Source organism: Streptomyces sp. B3I8, assembly GCF_030816915.1.
Lineage (GTDB): Bacteria > Actinomycetota > Actinomycetes > Streptomycetales > Streptomycetaceae > Streptomyces.
Window position 1 is genome coordinate 7,118,917 of record NZ_JAUSYN010000002.1, and the last position, 18,299, is coordinate 7,137,215.

An 18,299-nucleotide genomic window follows, 5' to 3' on the forward strand; every position below is an offset into this window, starting at 1 on the left:
CCCCGAGCCGTCGTCTCGCGGCGGAGCCCCGCCGCCGTCAGGGCTTGCGACCGACCCCCACGTACAGCGGCTGGTCGCGGCGCGCCGGCGCGTCCGGGTCCGGACGCCAGCGGGTGGCCAGCTCCACGCCGGGCTCGCACAGTTCGAATCCGTCGAAGAAGCGGGTCACCTCGGCACGGGAGCGAGCCTCGACCGGTGTCCCCCCGGCCCGGTAGATGGCGTCGACGCGGTCCCAGATCTCGGGCTGGAACTCCCCGGTGACATGGGAGATCACGAGGTGACTGCCCGCTGCCAGCGGCTCCGTCAAGGTCGCGACGATCTCGTACGGGTCGTGTCCGTCGGCGACGAACGGCAGCAGCGCGATCAGGGAGAGGCCGATCGGCCGGTCGAAGTCCAGGTGCTCCCTCACTCGGGCGAGGATCCTCTCCGGCTCCCGCACATCGGCGTGCAGGTACGCGGTGCGGCCCTCCGGTGTGCTGTCCAGCAGCGCCTCGGCGTGCCGTAACACGATGGGATCGTTGTCGACGTAGATCACCCGGGCGTCGGGCGTGATGCCCTGCACGATCTGGTGGAGGTTGGGCTCGGTCGGTATCCCCGTGCCGATGTCCAGGAACTGACGGACCCCCTGGTGCGCCAGGAAGCGGGCGGCCCGGTGCATGAACTCACGGTTGGACCACGCGGTGTCCTTGACGTCGGGCAGTAACTCGACGATCTTCCGGGCGGCTTCGGCGTCGGCCGGGTAGTGGTCCTTGCCGTCGAGGAACCAGTCGTACATCCGCGCCGAATGCGGTGTGCCGGTGTCTATCTCGCTCGCGCTGAACCCGGTGTCGGTCATGTCGGCCTCCGCTGAGGTGTTCCGGTGTGGTCGCGGCCCATGGGAGTGCGGGCGGTTCAGCGGTACCACGGCGCCGGTCCGCCCGGCCATGGAGTACGGCTGCCGATTCGGCCGGCCCGGACGCGTCAGAGGTCGAACTCGTGCGGCGGAAGGCCGAGGGTGAAGCACGCCTCGCGCACCACGGCCTGCTCGGTCTTGTCGAAGTCGCCGTCGGCGCCGCCGATGACGATGCCGATCTGGACGACGGCCCGCGCCTCGGCGGGCTTCTTCTTCGCTTTGGCGATCTCCTGGAGCACGCTGACCTTGCCGAACGCGAAGTCGGCGGTGAGCTTGTTCAGGTTGTCCTCGAAGCGGCGGCGCAGGTCGTCGGCGGGGAAGTTCTGCAGTACCTCGTTGGTGGAGATGAGCTGCGCGACGCGCTGCCGCTCGGACGGGTCCACGGTGCCGTCGGCCGCCGCGACCAGCGCGCACATCGCCATGGCGGCGTCGCGGAAGGCGCCGCTCGTCAGGTCGTTCTTCTTCGCGGTGAGCTGGGTCTGCATCGTCGACGCGGACTCCTTCAGGCGGTCCCACAGGGCCATGCGCACTCCTACGTGGTGAAACGATCCGGCCGCCCTTGCGACGGGCCGGCTGCCGCCGATGTCCGACAGCACTGTAGGAACTACCCGCGGCCCCCACGAGTTCCGCCCGCAGAGCGGTGATCCGTGAGTTCGCGCGCAGGGTGAGCCTGGGGTATGATCATCACAACACGCCGCCGGGGGTGAAGAACCGGCCGGAGTGCACGCGTTGGTGGTCCAAGGAAAGGCGCCCCGCTTCCTGCGGGGAGATGCAGGTGCAAGGCCTGCCCAGCGCTCCAGTGTCGCCCCGCCCCGGGACATCCGGGACGGGGCGTTCGCGTTCCCTCGATGGGGCGCGCCGGGGCCGGGCCCGCCCCATCCGGATCCGGGGGCTCCGGACCGGGAGGGCTCCGGACCGGGAGGGCTCAGGCGCCCACCGTTCCGTCGATGCCCTCCCGCAGGAAGTCCGCGTGGCCGTTGTGCCGCGCGTACTCCAGCAGGACGTGGACCATCACCATCCGCAGCGACACCCGTTCGCCCCACCGCGGCTGGTACCCGGCCAGTTCCAGTGAGGCCGCCTCCCGCTCGATGCGGCGGGAGACCTCGACCTCCGCCTCCCAGGCCGTGAACGCCTCCACGCGGGTCGACGCGCTCGCGTCGTACGCCGCCTGGAAGTCGATCTTCTCGGACCACACCATCGGAGCCTCGTGGTCCTCGAACACCCGGCGGAACCAAGCGCGTTCCACCTCGGCCATGTGCCGTACCAGGCCGAGCAGCGTCAGCGTCGAGGGCGGCGAGGAACGGCGTCGCAGCTCCTCGTCGGTGAGGCCCTCGCACTTCATGGCGAGCGTCGCCCGGTGGTAGTCGAGGAACGCGCGCAGGGTCTCGCGCTCACCGCCGAGGCGTGGGGGTCCGATGCGGGGGTCGGTGCTCACGCTCACATGCTCCCTTGCTGCCGTACGGCGGTCTGCCGCGGTCGGCGGCCGTGCCCGGGCACGGCCGCCGACCGCGGGCGGGCGTGGTCCAACTGGTCAGCCCGCCACCGGCGTCTGCAGGGTTTCCCGGTATGCCGTGGCCACCGCCACCAGCCGGTCGAGCGCGTCCCGGGTCTCCATGAGTTCCTCGATGTGCCGGGACAGCCGCTCGCGCTCCTGCGCCATCCGTGCGAGGGCCGCGTCGGAGTTGTCCGCGCTGGGCGCGTCCACGCACGGCATCAGTTCGAGGATGGTCCGGCTGGAGAGCCCCGCGGTGTACATCCGCTGGATGAACGCCACCCGCTCGATCTCCTCCTCGGTGTAGTGCCGCTGCCCGCTGGGGCTGCGGACGCTCTTGAGCAGCCCCTGCTCCTCGTAGTAGCGCACCGACCGGACGCTGACCCCGGCCCGTGACGCGAGCTCCCCGATACGCATGCCGTCCTCCCACCCGCTCCCGCTGTGACCTGCCGCACAGCTCTTGCCTCTGACGTCAATGTCAGGTTTTAGCGTAGCGCCGTGCCCGAGGTCCGGGCACCTCGGATCCTACGGAGTCTCGCATGACCAGCCTTTTCGACGCCTACCGTCTCGGCGGACTCGACCTTCCCAACCGGACGGTGATGGCACCGATGACCCGGGTGCGTGCCGCCGCCGACGGACTGGCCACCCCCTCGATGGCCACGTACTACGCCCAGCGCGCGACCGCCGGGCTCATCGTCTCCGAAGGTGTGCAGCCGAGCCTGGTGGGGCAGTCGAACCCGGGCACCCCCGGGCTGCACACCGACGCGCAGGTCGCCTCCTGGCGGCCCGTCACGGCCGCGGTGCACGCCAACGGCGGCCGGATCTTCGCCCAGCTCATGCACGGCGGCAGGGTCTCCCACCCCGACACCACCGGCCACCGGCCCGTGGGCCCGTCCGCCGTCGCCGCCACCGGTGAGGTGTTCACCCCGACGGGGCCGCAGCCGGCGCCCGTACCGCGCGCCCTGGAGACCGACGAGGTCCCCGAGCACGTGCTGTCCTACGCGCGGGCCGCCCGCCGCGCCCTCGACGCCGGCTTCGACGGGGTGGAACTGCACGGCGCCAACGGCTACCTGATCTCCCAGTTCCTCTCCTCCAACGCCAACCTGCGCACCGACCGCTACGGCGGTTCCACGGCCAACCGCATCCGGTTCGCCGTCGAGGCCGTGGCCGCCACCGTCGACGCCGTCGGCGCCGGGCGGACCGGCATCCGGCTCTCCCCGGGCGGCACCTTCTGGGGCGTCGAGGAGAGGGACGTCCCCGAGCTCTACGCCGCCCTGCTCACCGAACTCGCCCGGCTGGAGCCGGCCTACATCCACCTTGAGGCCACCGCCGAGGAGGACGTGCTCCTGGGCCTGCGGCGGGCGTGGCCGGGCACCCTCGTCATGAACCCGGTGCTCCCCATGGGTGCCAAGCAGACCGGCCGCGCCGAGGCCGACCGCTGGCTCGACCTCGGCGCCGACCTCATCAGCTTCGGCCGCGGCTTCCTCGCCAACCCCGACCTGGTGGAGCGCCTGCGCACCGGAGTCCCGCTCGCCCCGGCCGACGAGGCCACGTACTACACGGGCGGCGACCAGGGGTACCTGACGTATCCGACGTACCAGCACGCGGCGGCCTGAACGGGCCCCGAACGGGCGGGCGCGGTGCCGGGGGAGGGCGCGATCGGCAGAGTCCGGGCGCGCCGGGCCGGTTCAGGCTCGGGTCCGGGTCCGGGTTCCGGCTCAGGCGGGCGGGCGGTCGTCGTCGCCCGCCCCCCGCGCGAGGGTGTCCGCCACCGTGGTGCGGGCGAGCCGGGCCACCGCGCGCAGTTCCGGCACCGGTGTGCCGGCCCGGCTCAGTACGGCGAGCGACTGGTTGACGGCGACGACGTACGTGGCGAGTTCGTCGAGCGTGCGTCCGTCGGCGGAGGAACGCGCCAGCGCCGCGCGCACCCGCCGGCGCTGCGCGTCGAGCAGCGCGCGCACCCGGGCTCCGCTGTCCTCCTCCAGCGTCGCCGACTGTGCGGCGGACTGCGCGATGAGGCACCCGGCGGGCAGCGTGGGGTCCTCGATGCGGGCGAGGGTGGCGTCGAGGAACGCCTCCACCGCGCGCACCGGATCCCCGGAACGCGCGGCGAGCGCCTCGTCGTGGAGGGCGCCGTAACGCGACGCGTAGCGGTCGAGGCAGGCGCGGAAGAGGGCGTCCTTGTTGCCGAAGGCGCCGTAGAGGGATCCGCGGCCCAGGCCGGTGGCGTTGCCGAGGACGTCGAGCGAGGCGTCGGCGTAACCGCGCTCCCAGAACACGCGCATGGCCCGGTCGAGAGCCTCGTCCACGTCGAACTGCTTCCGGCCCGGCATGCCGCTCACCTGTCCTTCCGGCTCGTACCCTCCGACGCCCGTGATCCTACAACCATCTTGGACCGATCGGTCGAGATATCATTGACCGATCGGTCCAAGATGATTAACGTGACGTGGACCGAGGCCGCCCGCGTCGAAAGGCCGCACCATGTCCGCTTCCGCCCCCAGCACGCCACCGCCCGGGGAACCCGGCTCCGTCTCCGGCGTCCCGGACCTGCCGCCCGGCTTCGCCGCCACCTTCACCAGCCGGTACGTCGACACCGGCACCCTGCGCCTGCACGCCGTCACCGGGGGTGAGGGGCCCGCGCTGCTGCTCGTCTCCGGCTGGCCGCAGAACTGGTACGCCTGGCGGCTGCTGATGCCGGCGCTGGCCCGCGACTTCCGGGTCGTCGCGGTGGACCCGCGCGGTGTCGGCCTCTCCGACAAGCCCGAGGACGGCTACGACACCGCCACGCTCGCCGCCGACATGGCGGACCTGATGACGGCGCTCGGCCACCGCCGGTTCGCCGTGGTCGGCCACGACGTGGGGATGTGGATGGGATACGCGTTGGCCGCGGACCACCCGGACCGGGTGGCACGCCTGGCGGTCGCCGAGGCGGCCATCCCCGGGCTGTCCCCCTCGCCGCCGCTCTTCGGCAGCGCGACGGCCAACGACCGGCTCTGGCACTTCGCGTTCAACCGCCTCACGGAGCTGAACGAACAACTCGTCAGTGGCCGTGAACACCTCTACTTCGGCCGCCAGTTCGCCACCAAGACGGCGAAGCCGCTGCCCGAGAGCGCCGTCCGGTACTACATCGACACCATGGCCCGCGATCCCGAGGCCCTGCGCGGCAGCTTCGCCCCCTACCGGGCGCTGGACGAGACGTTCGCGCAGAACGAGCGGCGAGCCGAACGCCGGCTGACCCTCCCCGTGCTGGCGATCGGGGGAGCGGAGGTCCTCGGCGCGGGGGTCGGCGAGACGATGGCACGCGGAGCGGACGACGTGGAGACCCTCGTCCTGCCCGACTGCGGCCACTACCCGGCCGAGGAGGCCCCCGAGGCGATGCTCACCGCGCTCACCGCGTTCCTCGCCCCCTACCGGGACGGGAAGGACGGCTGACGAACGCTCCCCGTCGCCGTACAACCCTCGGGCAACTCGGGATGTCCTAATCGGTAAGCGGGGATCGGGGCACATACATATGGGTATGTGGATACCCGGATACGGGAGCTGATGGGTGGATATCGCCCGCGACTTCCCTTCCCGCCTCGCATTCCGGACCACAGACCACCATGTACGGGGGAACACATGATCACGAACCGCAGGCATGTCCGTCGGGGCACCGTCGCGGCGCTCGCCGCCGTCACCGCGGGCGTTCTGTCGCTGGCCGGCGCCGGTACGGCGGGCGCCGACCCCGCGGCCGCCACCGACACCCGGCAGATCGCCTCCTCGGAGCTCGGCGACGACTACAGGATCACCCTGACGGCGGAGCGCACCGCCGGCGACGAATACAGCGCCTCCGTGCGGCTGCGGGTCTACACCCGCAGCGACGGCGCCTGGCAGCAGTCGGACAGCGCGGTGGTCGGAGAGCCGGAGGGCTGGTTCTGGTACCCGCTCACCGGCAAGGGCGCCGTCTGCCAGTTCTCCACGTCGAGCAGCGAGCCGGCGCCGATCGACGTCAGTCTGCTGCTGACGCCCTCCCTCGGCTGCTCCCTGCCGCAGCACTTCACCCTGGAGGAGGGCACCCTGCACGCCGGCTGAGCCGACGCGCGCGGGGAACGCCCGGTGGCGGCAGCGGCGGCGCCGCCGTCCCTCAGGCCTTCCCCGCCGTGAAGAACGCCCCGCCCTCCGCGAAGACGGACTCGGCGAAGCGTTCGCCCATACGACGATGGGCCGCCGCGTCCGGATGGAGGGCGTCCGGCAGCGGCAGCTCCTCGGCGTCCGCCTCGCCGTAGAGGTCGCGGCCGTCGAGGTGGTGCAGGTGCGGGTCGTCGGCCGCCCGCTGGGCCACGATCCGGGCCAGCTCCTCGCGGACGACGTTCAGCGTCAGCTTGCCGGCCGCGCGCTCCGCCGGGTCCCCGGCCGCCCGGGACCGCAGCCGGCCGGCGGCGAGGTCGGAGAAGTCCGGGACGCTCGGGCCGGGGGTGTCCTCGTGGATGGGGCACAGGATGGGCGAGACGACGAGCAACGGCGTCGTCGGGTGGCCCTCGCGGAGCGTGTCGAGGAAACCGTGGACCGCGGGAGTGAACGCGCGCAGCCGCATGAGATCGGCGTTGACCAGGTTGATGCCGATCTTGACGCTGATCAGGTCCGCGGGGGTGTCCCGCATGGCGCGGGCGGTGAACGGGTCGAGCAGGGCGCCGCCGCCGAGCCCCAGGTTGACCAGCTCCACTCCGCCCAGGGAGGCGGCCAGCGCCGGCCAGGTGGTCGAGGGGCTCGCGGCGTTCGAACCGTGGCTGATCGAGCTGCCGTGGTGCAGCCACACCCGGCGGCCCCGGTCCGGCACGGGTGCGACGGGGGCGTCGGTGCGCAGGGCGAGGAGTTCGGTGGTCTCGTCGTGCGGCAGCCAGAGCTCCACGTCCTTGAGCCCCTCGGGCAGGTCCGTGAAGCGCACGGTGCCGGGAGCGCCGGTCCGTGACTCGAAGGTGCCGGCGGTCATGTCGACGACCAGGGTGTTGCCGCCGGTCACGCGCGCCTGTCCGAACAGCCGGCCGTCGACCACCAGGTCGTACACACCGTCCGGCCGGGGCGGCGCGCCGACGTACTCCCGCTTGGTGGGCAGCGTGTCCAGCTCGACGGCGGTGGCCCGGGTCCGGAAGGCCAGCCGTACGCCGGAGGGCTGGGACTCCGCCATGGTGAGCTGCCCGTCGGCGACCTGGGCGCGGGCCCGGGCGGGCAGCCGGTGCGGGAGCACGCCCCGCGCGGTGGTCTCCAGCTCCAGGGCGCCGCGCAGAAGCGCGGGGGAGAGGGGAGTGGTGATCCAGTCGTTCAGGGGGAGGTCGTTCATGGGGAGGTGCTGCCTCAAGGTGTCGATCGGAGGAGTGAAAGGGAGGGGGCGGGAGAGAGGCGGACGGTGTGGAGGGCGCCCGTCGGACGCCCGTGCTCACGCCGGGGGCCAGTTGCGCAGCAGGGCGTCGAGCGCGTCCAGGATGCGCGCCCAGCTCACCTGCGAATCCGGGGCGCTGTGGCTGAACCCGCCGGCCGCCTCCAGGCTGACGTATCCGTGGAAGACGCTGCCGAGCAACCGGACCGCATGGGTCTGGTCCGGCTCGGTGAGGTCGTAGCCGCGCAGCACGGCCCGCGTCATGTGCGCGTGCCGACCGCCCGCGCTCGCGGCCGCGGTCTCCGGGTCGAGCCGGTACCGCGCCGCGTCGTAGCGGCCGGGGTGCTCCCGGGCGTAGTCCCGGTAGACGTCCGCCAGGGCGGTGAGCGCGTCCTTGCCGGCGCGTCCGGCGAGGGCGGCGGCCCCGCGGTCGGCGAGTTCCTCGAGAGCGACGAGGGCGATCCGGGTCTTGAGGTCGTGCGAGTTCTTCACGTGCGAATACAGACTGGCGACCTTGACGTCGAACCGTCGCGCCACCGCCGACACCGTGACCTGGTCGAACCCGACCTCGTCGGCCAGCTCCGCACCCGCACGGGCGAGCCGTTCCGCGGTCAGCCCCGCACGCACCATGACGCGTCCCCTCGCTCCGACGATGTCCAGGGTGAGTATGCGTTTACCTAAACCTTTTAGGCAAACGCTTATCAATGTTAGGCCGGGAGGTGGAGGCCGCGCGGAGGATACCGGCCGGCCCGACGGGAGGCGGCCGCCTCTGACCGACAAGCGGCTTTTGCGGGGCCAGGCTGCTGCCGCCGGGGGCAACATGCCATGATCTTCCCATGGGATCCAACGTGTATTTCGACATCACCATCAACGACCAGCCCGCGGGCCGCATCGTCTTCAAGCTGTACGACGAGGACGTGCCGAAGACCGCGAAGAACTTCCGCGAGCTGGCCACCGGTGAGCACGGGTTCGGTTACGCCGGCTCGTCCTTCCACCGCATCATTCCGCAGTTCATGCTCCAGGGCGGCGACTTCACCCGGGGCAACGGCACCGGCGGCAAGAGCATCTACGGCGAGAAGTTCGCCGACGAGAACTTCACGCACAAGCACACCAAGCCGTACCTGCTCTCGATGGCCAACGCGGGCCCGAACACCAACGGCTCGCAGTTCTTCATCACGACGGTCGTGACGTCCTGGCTGGACGGCAAGCACGTCGTCTTCGGCGAGGTCGTCGAGGGCCAGGAACTGGTCGACCAGGTCGAGGCCCTGGGCAGCCAGTCCGGCTCCCCCAAGGGCAAGGTCACCATCTCCGCGTCGGGTACGGTCTGAGCGACCGACTCGGCTCCTCGCAGTCGCAGTCGCAGTCGCAGTCGCAGTCGCAGTCGCTTCCGCAGTCGCGGAACCGAAGGGGCCCGGGTACACCCCGGGCCCCTTCGGGCTTGTCACGGGCCGCCCCAGGGCCTGTGGCCGGGGTGTTCCCCGTGCGTCGCCGGGACGCCGCAAGGTTCTCGTGCGTGCCGATCGCTCATCCGGACGAGTGTTTTCCGCCACGGGAAGTGGCCGGTTTGCCCCGGCCGTGAGCGAGTAGGTGATGGCGTGGACGCCCGTGGCCGGCAGATAGGAGCCCTCGATGGCGGACAGTGACACCGGTCTCCCCACGATCGACGCCGACAGCGAGGCCCTCAAGCGCCACCGCAGACTGTTCAGGGCGGTGAAACGGCGCCGCAACCCCCCGCTGCGGCGCACCGACATCACCGTCACCGACGAGTCGGCGGTCCGGCGGGCGGTGAAGGCGGCCTCCCTCGGCAACGCCATGGAATGGTTCGACTTCGGCATCTACAGCTACCTCGCCGTCACCATCGGCAAGGTGTTCTTCCCGTCCGGGAACGACACCGTGCAGCTCCTGTCGTCATTCGCCACGTTCGCCGTCTCCTTCCTGGTCCGCCCCCTGGGCGGCATGGTCTTCGGACCGATGGGCGACAGGATCGGCCGCAAGAAGGTCCTCGCCATGACCATGATCATGATGGCGGTCGGCACGTTCGCCATCGGTCTGATCCCGGCGTACACCACCATCGGCTTCTGGTCGCCCGTGCTGCTCATCCTCTTCCGGCTGGTCCAGGGCTTCTCCACCGGCGGCGAGTACGGCGGCGCCTCCACCTTCATCGCCGAGTACGCGCCGGACCGGCGCCGCGGCTTCTTCGGCAGCTTCCTCGAACTCGGCACGCTGGCCGGCTACGTCGGCGCGTCGGGCCTGGTGACGCTCCTGACCGCTCTCCTCGGCAGCGACGGCATGCACTCCTGGGGCTGGCGGGTGCCGTTCCTGGTGGCCGGCCCCATCGGCATCGTCGGCCTCTACCTGCGGCTCAAGCTGGACGAGACGCCCGCCTTCCAGAAGCTGGAGGACTCCTCCGCCCATCGGGCGTCCGAGTCGGCCTCCACGGTGGAGCCGACCGCGAAAGGCGACCTCGCGAAGATCTTCCGCGAGTACTGGCCCACGCTCATCCTCTGCGTCTGTCTCGTCGGCGCCTACAACATCTGCGACTACATGCTGCTGTCGTACATGCCGACCTATCTCTCCGACGAGATGGGCTACTCCGAGACGCACGGCCTGCTGGTCCTCATCGCCACCATGGTGGTGCTGATGCTGGTCATCAACCAGGTCGGCGAGCTCTCCGACCGGGTCGGCCGGAAGCCGGTGCTCATGACCGGGATGCTGGGCTTCTTCGTGCTGTCCGTCCCGTCCTTCCTGCTGGTGCAGCAGGGCAGCCTGGTGGCGGTCTCCGGCGGCATGCTGATGCTGGGCCTGTCGCTGGTCTGCCTGCTCGGCACGATGTCCGCGGCGCTGCCCGCCCTCTTCCCGACCCAGGTGCGCTACGGCTCCCTGTCCATCGGCTACAACCTCTCCGCGTCGCTGTTCGGCGGGACGACCCCGCTGGTGATCACCGCGCTGATCTCCGTCACCGGCAGCGATCTGATGCCCGCTTTCTACGCCGTGGCGGCGGCCCTCGTCGGTGTCGTCTCGGTGGCCTGCATGAAGGAGACGGCCCGCCGTCCGCTGGCGGGCTCGCCCCCGGCGGTCGCGACGGCGGAGGAGGCGGCGGAGATGGTCGGGAGCAAGGCGCAGGTGCCGAGGTTCTGACCACCTCGGAGCTCGGAGCTCGAGGCGTGGGGCTTGGTTTGGGGTTCGGGTTCGGGGTTCGGGGTCCCTGATGCCGGACTCCCGATCCCGCCCGGCCCCGTCAGGCCGCGGTCTTCTTGCGCCTCTCCCCGGTCCGGGACAGTGCCTCGACGAGGTCGTCGCGGCTCATCCGGGAACGGCCCTCGACTCCCTCGTCCGTGGCCCGCCGGTACAGCTCCGCCTTGCTCAGCTCCCGCAGGTCGGACGTGCCGCCGGGCGGCCGCCCGTGCCCCGCCTCCGACGCCTTCGCCGGCGCCGCCCGGCGTTGCTTCGCCTTCGGCGAGTCGCGCTCCGCCCGTCCCGTCCCACCCGTGCGAGCCGTCCCCGCCGTGCGGCCTGTGTGCTCCGTCCTCCCCTTCCGCGCGCGCCCGCCCGCGCGGTCGATGCTGCCCTGCAACGCCGTCATGAGGTCGGGGACGTCGGTGGCCTCCGGCGCCCCCTCCTCGGCCGCGACCTTCCGGCCCTCCGCCTTGGCGCGCACCAGCTCGCGCACCTTCTCCTGGTAGGTGTCGTGGTAGAGCGCCGGGTCCCACGGGGCGCCGAGCGTCTCGATGAGCTGCGCGGCCATCTCCAGCTCCTTGCCCCCCTCCGCCCGCTCGGACGGCAGGTCGGGCAGTTCCTCGCCGGGGTCGCGCACCTCGTCCGCCCAGTGCAGCGTCTGCAGCACCAGGATCCGCTCCGTCGCGCGCAGCGCCGTCAGATACTGCCTGCCGCGCATGACGAACGTGGCGACGCCCACCCGTCCGGTCCGTTCCAGTGCCGCGCGCAGCAGCTCGTACACCTTGAGGTACTGCTCACCGCGCGGGGCGACGTAGTACGTACGGGCGAAGTAGACCGGCTCGATCTCGGCCAGATCCACGAAGCCGGTGATGTCGACGGTGCGGGAACGGCCGGGGGCGACCTCGTCGAGCTCGTCGGGCCCCACGACGACGTACTCGCCCCGCTCCACCTCGTACCCCTTGACGATGTCCTCGGTGTCGACGTCCTCGCCGGTGCGCTCGTTGATCCGCTTGTTGCGGACCCGGTCGGTGGTGCCGCGCTGCAACTGGTGGAAGTGGACGGTGTGGTCCTCGGTCGCCGTGAACAGGCCGACCGGCACCGTCACCAGCCCGAAGGTGATCACGCCGGTCCAGATCGCGCGTGCCATGGCCCACCATTCCGTTCCGGTTCCGGTTCCGTCCCGCCGCGCCCGCCCCGCCCGGTGGCGCGGCGGACGGAGCCCCCGCTGCCGACCACGCTGGCACCTCCCGCCACGGGTCGCGCGTCCGGCGTGCCGGGCGGAGTAGGCCGGCCCCTGGCGCGCACAGCATCCGGGCGCGCACAGCGACCGGCGCGCGCGACCCCGGCGGGTGCGGCGGCCCCCCGCGAGCCGTCCCACGGCGGCGCGTCCCACGGCGGCGCTACCGTGGCTCCCTGTCCGCCCGTTCCAGCTCCCGTGCGGCCCGGTGACCCGCCCGTTCGGCGTCGCCGAGGGCGTCGGCCGCCGCCCGGTGCCTCTCCTCGGCGTGCCGCCGCTCCCGTTCGGTCCGCTCCAGCTCCGCGCGCGCCTCCCGCAGCGTCCGCTCGGCCCCGGCCACCCGCTCCCGGGCCGTGTCGAGGCGTTCCCCCGTCCGCTCCAGCTCCGCACCGGTGTCCGCCTCCTCCGTCCGCCGGCCGCTCAGCCGTTCCTCGGCCTGCCGCACCGCCTCCCTCGCCCGGGCCAGTCGCTCCTGCCGGGCACGCCGCCGCTCGGCGAGCTCGTCCCGGACCGGCGCCTTCTCCGAGGGCGGGGACGCGGAAGCCGGACGCGACGGAGCCGCCGGCCGTTCCGCACGCCCACCACCGCCGTCGGACGCCCCGGCACCGTCAAGAAGTGCCCCGTCGGAAGGGAAGTCGGAAGGCGGGGTGAGGCCCCGTTCCAGCCGGCCGGCGGCCCACCGGTCGGCCGCCTCCGGGTCGGCGAGCACCGCGCGCAAGGTCTCCTCGACGTCCCTCCGTGCCGCGTCCGACAGCCGGTGACCGGCCTCCTCCGCATGCCGGGCGGCCTGCCCGGACAACGCGGCGACGACGCTCCGGCGCCGCGCGGACAGCTCTTTGAGCCCGGTGGCGTCCAGCGCGCGGTAGGCCTCACGCAGAGACCGCCCCAGCCCCAGGAGCCGCCGGCTCTCCTCCGGCTCGGCGCGCAGCAGCAGGTTGGCCGCCCAGGCCGCCTTAGTGGGGCGGCGCGCGGCTCGGAGCGTACGGGCGTCCTCGCCGCGGCCGTCGGCCCGCGCGGCCGCGGCCAGTTCCGTACGCCGGGCGACGAAACCGGACGGCGGCGTGGTGTACAACTCGTCGAGAGCCGGTTCCACCCCGCTCCGGCCGCCGTCCCGGCCTCCCGCGCCCTTGTCCCGCATGCGTCTCAGCCTCCACCGCGGCGGCCGGTCCCGCATGCGGGCGGGCGTGCGCAGGGGACACGGGTGGGGACGGGAGGTGCGGCGAATCTTGGTGCCCGCCTAGATTGTGGGTAGACGGCGTGGGGAACGACGGTCGAGCTCAGGAAGAGGGCGGATCGGATGGACGGGGCTGCCCGGAAAGAGGAGCAGTTGCTGGACGGCGGGCTGGTGCGGGCCTCGGCGGCCCTCGAAGGCGTTCCCGGAGACATCGCACGGGCGCGTGACCTGGTCCGGGATTTTTTGGTCCGCGTGCGGTCCGCACACGGCGTACCGGTGACGGAGCGCGCGCTCGGGGCGGCCCAGCTGGTGGTCAGCGAGCTGATGACGAACGCATGCAAGTACGCGTCCGGGCCCTGCCTGGTCGATCTCGGGCTGGACGCCGACCGGGTGCACATCGCCGTCTGGGACAGCGCACCCGTGCTCCCGGTGGCCAAGGCGACCGACCCGGGCCGGGTGGGCCAGCACGGCCTGGAGATAGTGATGGCCGTGTGTCAGAGCTACGAGGTGCACCGGGAGCCGGTCGGCAAGCGGACGATCGCGTCGGTCGCGCTGACCGACGAGCCCCTCGGGCACCCCGGCGTGCGGTAGGCGCCGTGGACACCGTAGGCGCCGCAGGCGCCGGCCCTCCGGCCCACCTCACAGCTCGCGCAGGTCCCGGACCCGGCGGATCTTGCCCACCGAACGCTCCAGGGTCTCCGGTTCCACGACGGTCACCTCCACCGTCAGCCCCACGCCGTCCTTGATGCCCCGGGCGATGGCCCCCGCCGCCGCCTCGCGCTGCTCGGCCGGGGTCCCTGGGCGGGCCTCGACCTGGACGGCCATGTGATCCATGCGGCCCTGCCTGGTCAGCCGGAGCTGGAAGTGCGGGGCGACCCCGGGGGTGCGCAGCACGATCTCCTCGATCTGGCTGGGGAAGACGTTCACCCCGCGCAGGATGAGCATGTCGTCGCAGCGGCCGGTGATCTTCTCGATGCGGCGGAAGGCCGGCCGGGCCGTGCCCGGGAGCAGCCGGGTGAGGTCGCGGGTGCGGTAGCGGATCACGGGGAGGGCCTCCTTGGTGAGGGAGGTGAGGACCAGCTCGCCGTCCCCGCCCATGTCCCGCACCTCGTCCGTCACCGGGTCGACGACCTCGGGCAGGAAGTGGTCCTCCCACACGTGCAGTCCGTCCTTGGTCTCCACGCACTCCTGGGCGATGCCCGGGCCCATCACCTCCGACAGCCCGTATATGTCCACGGCGTGCAGGTCCAGCCGCTCCTCGATCTCACGGCGCATCTCCTCGGTCCACGGCTCGGCGCCGAAGATGCCGACACGCAGGGAGGTGGAACGCGGGTCGATGCCTTGGCGCTCGAACTCGTCGAGCAGGGTGAGCATGTAGGAGGGGGTGACCATGATGATCTCGGGCCGGAAGTCCTGGATGATCTGCACCTGGCGCGCGGTCATCCCGCCCGAGGCGGGGATCACGGTGCAGCCGGCCCGCTCGGCGCCGTAGTGCGCGCCCAGACCGCCGGTGAACAGGCCGTACCCGTAGGAGATGTGCACCTTGTGGCCGGGGCGGCCGCCGGCGGCGCGGATCGAGCGGGCGACGAGGTCCGCCCAGACGGACAGGTCGTGCTCGGTGTAGCCGACGACGGTGGGGCGCCCGGTGGTGCCGCTGGAGGCGTGGACGCGGCGGACGTCGGCCATGGGGACGGCGAACATCCCGAAGGGGTACGTGTCGCGCAGATCGGCCTTGGTGGTGAACGGGAACCGCGCGATGTCCTCCAGGGAACGGCAGTCCTCGGGGGTGACGCCGGCCCCGTCGAACTTCCGGCGGTAGAGCTCCACATGGTCGTAGGCGTGCCGCAGGGTGGCCCGCAGCCGGGTGAGCTGGAGGGCGCGCAGTTCCTCGGGGGACATCCGCTCGGCCTCGTCCCGCAGTTCCGCCGGGAGCGGCAGGCCGCGCCGGGGTCCGGCGGCCGTCGGGATGTGCGCTTCGCTCTCCATGGTCACAATGGTCACTCCTTCGTGCGGGCCGTGCGGGCGCCGGACCCGGTGTTCCCCGGGGAGTCCGCCCGTGTGCTGCCGACCGTGCGGCTGCGGCCGCGGAACTCCGCGATCGTCTCGTCGCCGCGCCGGACGCTCACGTCGTACAGGCCGCTGCGGCCGAACCGGGTGCGCTCCCGCGCGGTGGCCACGAGGACGTCGCCCTCCCGGGCCGGGGCCACGAAGTCGATGCCCGCCCCGGCCGCGACGGTCACCGGCCCGCCGTTGCAGGCGCACGCGAAGGCCGAGTCGGCGAGGAGGAACACGTAGCCGCCGTGCGCGATGCCGTGTCCGTTGACCATCGACGCCGTCACCGTCATACGCAGGACGGCGGTGCCCTCCCCGTACTCGACGACCTCTATCCCGAGCCGACGGGAGGCCTCGTCCGCCTCGAACATCGTCCGGGCGGGATCAGGCCCCACCTGTGCGTTTCGCGCCACCTGCCGTCACCCACTTCATGCCGCCGTTGACCGCCCGGCGCCGGCCGGGCGCCCGACCGACCATTCGGTCCCGCGCGGCACAGTCATGTAATCCAGCCGTGCCGAAGGGTGTCAAGGGGGAGGTGCACACCCTTCGGCCCTTGCCAGGACCGTGGGTTCACGCCGTAAGATGGACCGAACGAACGGTCGGTTGGCGTAAGCGCGCACGGGCGCACGGTACGCGTGGACACTGTTCGTACGAGCGGGCGACAAGGACACGTGGTGGAAGGCGGGCGGATGACCACGACGGAGACCGGCGCACCGGCGCCGGGCGGCACCGGGCCGGCGGACCTCCAGGAACGGTTCGAGGCGACGATCGCGCGCGACCAGCGCATCGAGCCGCGCGACTGGATGCCGGACGGCTACCGCAAGACGCTGATCCGGCAGATCGCGCAGCACGCGCACTCGGAGATCATCGGGATGCAGCCCGAGGGCGCCTGGATCACGCGTGCCCCCTCGCTGCGCCGCAAGGCGATCCTGCTCGCCAAGGTCCAGGACGAGGCCGGGCACGGCCTGTATCTGTACTCCGCCGCCGAGACCCTGGGCGTGGACCGGGCCGAGCTGAACCAGCGGCTCCTCGAAGGCCGCCAGAAATACTCGTCGATCTTCAACTACCCCACGCTCAGCTTCGCCGACGTCGGCGTCATCGGCTGGTTCGTGGACGGCGCGGCGATCTGCAACCAGGTCCCGCTGTGCCGCAGCTCCTACGGCCCCTACGGGCGCGCCATGGTCCGCGTCTGCAAGGAGGAGTCCTTCCATCAGCGGCAGGGCTACGAACTGCTGCGCACGATGATGCGCGGCACCGATGCCCAGCGCGAGATGGTCCAGGACGCCGTGAACCGCTGGTGGTGGCCCTCGCTGATGATGTTCGGCCCGCCCGACGAGAACTCGCCCAACTCCGCGCGGTCCATGGCCTGGAAGATCAAACGGCACAGCAACGACGAACTGCGGCAGCGGTTCGTCGACATGACGGTCCCGCAGGCCGACGCGCTCGGCGTCACCCTGCCCGACCCGGAGCTGCGCTGGAACGACGAGCGCGGCCGGTACGACTTCGGCACCCCCGACTTCGACGAGCTGGTCCGCGTCATCAAGGGCGACGGCCCGTGCAACGCCGAACGCATGGAGCGCCGCCGCACCGCCCACGACGAGGGCGCCTGGGTGCGCGAGGCGGCGGCCGCCCACGCCGCCAAGCAGGCGGCCCGTACCCGGGAAGGATCGGCGGCATGAGCGACACCACGGCCCCCAGGGGCGACTGGCCGCTGTACGAGGTCTTCGTGCGCGGCAAGCGCGGACTCAACCACGTGCACGTCGGCTCGCTGCACGCGGCGGACGACCGGATGGCCCTCACCCACGCCCGCGACCTGTACACCCGGCGCAACGAGGGCGTGAGCATCTGGGTGGTGCGCAGCGACCTCATCACCACCTCCACCCGCGACGAACGGGACCCGTTCTTCGACCCCAGCGCCGACAAGGTCTACCGGCACCCCACCTTCTACGACATCCCCGACGACGTCCCCCACATCTAGGAGCAGCCCATGAGGAGCAGGGCATGAGCGACGACCACGTCTACCTGTCCCTGGCCCAGGGACCGGGCGCGGGCGCCGACGGCGGCGAGGGCGACGCCCGCTGGGCCTTCGGCACGGGCTTCGAGGACCCGCTGCACGGCGTGGACACCGCCGTGCCCGCCGGCCTCGACACCGCCGAGCTGGCCGCCCGCTGCCTGTCCCTCGCCGACGACGCGCTGGTCTCGGCCCAGCGGCTCGCCGAGTGGACCACCCGCGCCCCGGAGCTGGAGGAGGAGGTCGCGCTCGCCAACATCGGGCTCGACCTGCTCGGCCAGGCCCGGCTGCTGTACGCGCGCTGCGGCCAGGTCGACGGCACCGGCCGCGGCGAGGACGCCTACGCCTACTTCCGTGACGCCGCCGACTTCCGCAACGTCCGCCTGGCCGAACTCCCGCGCGGCGACTTCGCGTTCACGATCGTGCGGCTGCTCGTGCTCTCCAGTTGGCGGCTCGCCGAGTTCCAACGGCTCACCGGCTCGCCCGACCCGGTGCTCGCCGCCGTCGCCGCCAAGGGCACCAGGGAGCTGGCCTACCACCGGCAGTACGCCGCCGAGTGGGCCGTCCGGCTCGGGGACGGCACCGAGGAGTCCCACCGCCGGACGCGGGCCGCGCTGGACACGGTCGCCCCGTACCTGGAGGAACTCTTCGCCGCCTGCGACGTACGCGAGGAGGTCACCGCCGTGCTCGCACAGGTCACCGGGGCAGCCGGACTGACGATGCCCGCGGGGGCCGCCCTCCCCGGCGCCGGCCGCGACGGCACGCACACCGCGCACCTCACCCCGCTCCTCGCCGAACTGCAGAGCGTGGCCCGCGCCCACCCGGAAGCCGCGTGGTGACCGTGCGGACCGTCCCACCGACCGGAAGCACCGGTCCCGGCGGCACCACGACCGGCAGCACCACGCCCAGCA

20 protein-coding genes are annotated in these 18,299 nt (G+C 72.3%); 9 read left to right on the forward strand and 11 right to left on the reverse strand.

What is annotated here, in order from left to right:
* Positions 1-37 precede the first annotated feature (37 nt).
* From QFZ64_RS33380 to QFZ64_RS33395, 4 genes are all read right to left on the reverse strand, one after another.
* On the reverse strand, positions 38-835 hold the full coding sequence (locus tag QFZ64_RS33380; RefSeq protein ID WP_307071209.1) for an SAM-dependent methyltransferase: 798 nt from the start codon (positions 833-835) through the stop codon (positions 38-40).
* A 125-nt stretch (positions 836-960) separates the two neighbouring features.
* Positions 961-1,416, reverse strand: coding sequence for a tellurite resistance TerB family protein (locus QFZ64_RS33385; protein ID WP_307071210.1), 456 nt, complete (start codon positions 1,414-1,416; stop codon positions 961-963).
* A 401-nt stretch (positions 1,417-1,817) separates the two neighbouring features.
* Positions 1,818-2,327 carry a DinB family protein gene (locus QFZ64_RS33390; protein WP_307071211.1) on the reverse strand — a complete coding sequence of 170 codons (510 nt, stop codon included), beginning with the start codon at positions 2,325-2,327 and terminating at the stop codon, positions 1,818-1,820.
* Between the two features lie 96 nt (positions 2,328-2,423).
* Positions 2,424-2,801: a MerR family transcriptional regulator gene (locus QFZ64_RS33395; protein ID WP_307071212.1), complete on the reverse strand. Its 378-nt coding sequence runs from the start codon at positions 2,799-2,801 to the stop codon at positions 2,424-2,426.
* Positions 2,802-2,923: 122 nt separating this feature from the next.
* On the opposite strand from QFZ64_RS33395, the gene QFZ64_RS33400 reads away from it, so the two are divergent.
* Entirely contained in the window at positions 2,924-4,000 is a 1,077-nt protein-coding gene (locus QFZ64_RS33400; protein WP_307071213.1) for an alkene reductase, read from the forward strand.
* A 102-nt stretch (positions 4,001-4,102) separates the two neighbouring features.
* On the opposite strand, the gene QFZ64_RS33405 is transcribed toward QFZ64_RS33400, so the two are convergent.
* Entirely contained in the window at positions 4,103-4,717 is a 615-nt protein-coding gene (locus tag QFZ64_RS33405) for a TetR/AcrR family transcriptional regulator (RefSeq protein ID WP_307071214.1), read from the reverse strand.
* A gap of 148 nt (positions 4,718-4,865) precedes the next feature.
* Here QFZ64_RS33405 and QFZ64_RS33410 point away from each other — a divergent pair, with 148 nt between their 5' ends.
* Positions 4,866-5,816, forward strand: coding sequence for an alpha/beta fold hydrolase (locus tag QFZ64_RS33410; protein ID WP_307071215.1), 951 nt, complete (start codon positions 4,866-4,868; stop codon positions 5,814-5,816).
* Between the two features lie 186 nt (positions 5,817-6,002).
* A complete protein-coding gene (locus tag QFZ64_RS33415) occupies positions 6,003-6,455 on the forward strand; it encodes a hypothetical protein (protein WP_307071216.1) in 453 nt (150 codons plus the stop codon).
* A gap of 52 nt (positions 6,456-6,507) precedes the next feature.
* Here the strand turns inward: QFZ64_RS33415 and QFZ64_RS33420 are convergent, their stop codons facing one another.
* Together QFZ64_RS33420 and QFZ64_RS33425 are read right to left on the reverse strand one after the other, a co-directional pair.
* Positions 6,508-7,701: a GDSL-type esterase/lipase family protein gene (locus QFZ64_RS33420; protein ID WP_307071218.1), complete on the reverse strand. Its 1,194-nt coding sequence runs from the start codon at positions 7,699-7,701 to the stop codon at positions 6,508-6,510.
* A gap of 96 nt (positions 7,702-7,797) precedes the next feature.
* Complete coding sequence (locus QFZ64_RS33425) at positions 7,798-8,367, reverse strand: TetR/AcrR family transcriptional regulator (RefSeq protein ID WP_307071219.1); 570 nt, start codon at positions 8,365-8,367, stop codon at positions 7,798-7,800.
* A 206-nt stretch (positions 8,368-8,573) separates the two neighbouring features.
* On the opposite strand from QFZ64_RS33425, the gene QFZ64_RS33430 reads away from it, so the two are divergent.
* Complete coding sequence (locus QFZ64_RS33430; RefSeq protein WP_307071220.1) at positions 8,574-9,065, forward strand: peptidylprolyl isomerase; 492 nt, start codon at positions 8,574-8,576, stop codon at positions 9,063-9,065.
* A 301-nt stretch (positions 9,066-9,366) separates the two neighbouring features.
* The gene (gene proP / locus QFZ64_RS33435; protein WP_307071221.1) at positions 9,367-10,875 is read left to right on the forward strand and encodes a glycine betaine/L-proline transporter ProP; all 1,509 of its coding nucleotides are present in this window, start codon (positions 9,367-9,369) and stop codon (positions 10,873-10,875) included.
* A 100-nt stretch (positions 10,876-10,975) separates the two neighbouring features.
* Here the strand turns inward: proP and QFZ64_RS33440 are convergent, their stop codons facing one another.
* Both QFZ64_RS33440 and QFZ64_RS33445 read right to left on the reverse strand, forming a co-directional pair.
* Entirely contained in the window at positions 10,976-12,061 is a 1,086-nt protein-coding gene (locus QFZ64_RS33440; RefSeq protein ID WP_307071222.1) for a Ku protein, read from the reverse strand.
* A 253-nt stretch (positions 12,062-12,314) separates the two neighbouring features.
* The gene (locus QFZ64_RS33445) at positions 12,315-13,289 is read right to left on the reverse strand and encodes a hypothetical protein (RefSeq protein WP_307071223.1); all 975 of its coding nucleotides are present in this window, start codon (positions 13,287-13,289) and stop codon (positions 12,315-12,317) included.
* A 159-nt stretch (positions 13,290-13,448) separates the two neighbouring features.
* Here QFZ64_RS33445 and QFZ64_RS33450 point away from each other — a divergent pair, with 159 nt between their 5' ends.
* On the forward strand, positions 13,449-13,916 hold the full coding sequence (locus tag QFZ64_RS33450) for an ATP-binding protein (RefSeq protein ID WP_307071224.1): 468 nt from the start codon (positions 13,449-13,451) through the stop codon (positions 13,914-13,916).
* A 48-nt stretch (positions 13,917-13,964) separates the two neighbouring features.
* Here QFZ64_RS33450 and paaK read toward each other — a convergent pair whose 3' ends face one another.
* Together paaK and paaI are read right to left on the reverse strand one after the other, a co-directional pair.
* The gene (paaK, locus tag QFZ64_RS33455) at positions 13,965-15,311 is read right to left on the reverse strand and encodes a phenylacetate--CoA ligase PaaK (RefSeq protein WP_307071225.1); all 1,347 of its coding nucleotides are present in this window, start codon (positions 15,309-15,311) and stop codon (positions 13,965-13,967) included.
* 11 nt (positions 15,312-15,322) lie between these two features.
* Positions 15,323-15,748 carry a hydroxyphenylacetyl-CoA thioesterase PaaI gene (paaI, locus tag QFZ64_RS33460; RefSeq protein ID WP_307071960.1) on the reverse strand — a complete coding sequence of 142 codons (426 nt, stop codon included), beginning with the start codon at positions 15,746-15,748 and terminating at the stop codon, positions 15,323-15,325.
* A gap of 318 nt (positions 15,749-16,066) precedes the next feature.
* On the opposite strand from paaI, the gene paaA reads away from it, so the two are divergent.
* From paaA to paaC, 3 genes are read left to right on the forward strand one after another with little or no spacing between them, the layout of a single operon-like run.
* Positions 16,067-17,056, forward strand: a complete 990-nt coding sequence (paaA, locus tag QFZ64_RS33465) for a 1,2-phenylacetyl-CoA epoxidase subunit PaaA (protein ID WP_307071226.1) — start codon at positions 16,067-16,069, stop codon at positions 17,054-17,056.
* Positions 17,053-17,355 (forward strand): 1,2-phenylacetyl-CoA epoxidase subunit PaaB, encoded by a 303-nt coding sequence (paaB, locus tag QFZ64_RS33470; RefSeq protein ID WP_307071227.1) that lies wholly within the window; start codon positions 17,053-17,055, stop codon positions 17,353-17,355. The genes paaA and paaB overlap by 4 nt, the downstream gene beginning before the upstream one ends.
* 23 nt (positions 17,356-17,378) lie before the next feature.
* On the forward strand, positions 17,379-18,227 hold the full coding sequence (gene paaC / locus QFZ64_RS33475) for a 1,2-phenylacetyl-CoA epoxidase subunit PaaC (RefSeq protein WP_307071228.1): 849 nt from the start codon (positions 17,379-17,381) through the stop codon (positions 18,225-18,227).
* Positions 18,228-18,299 lie beyond the last annotated feature (72 nt).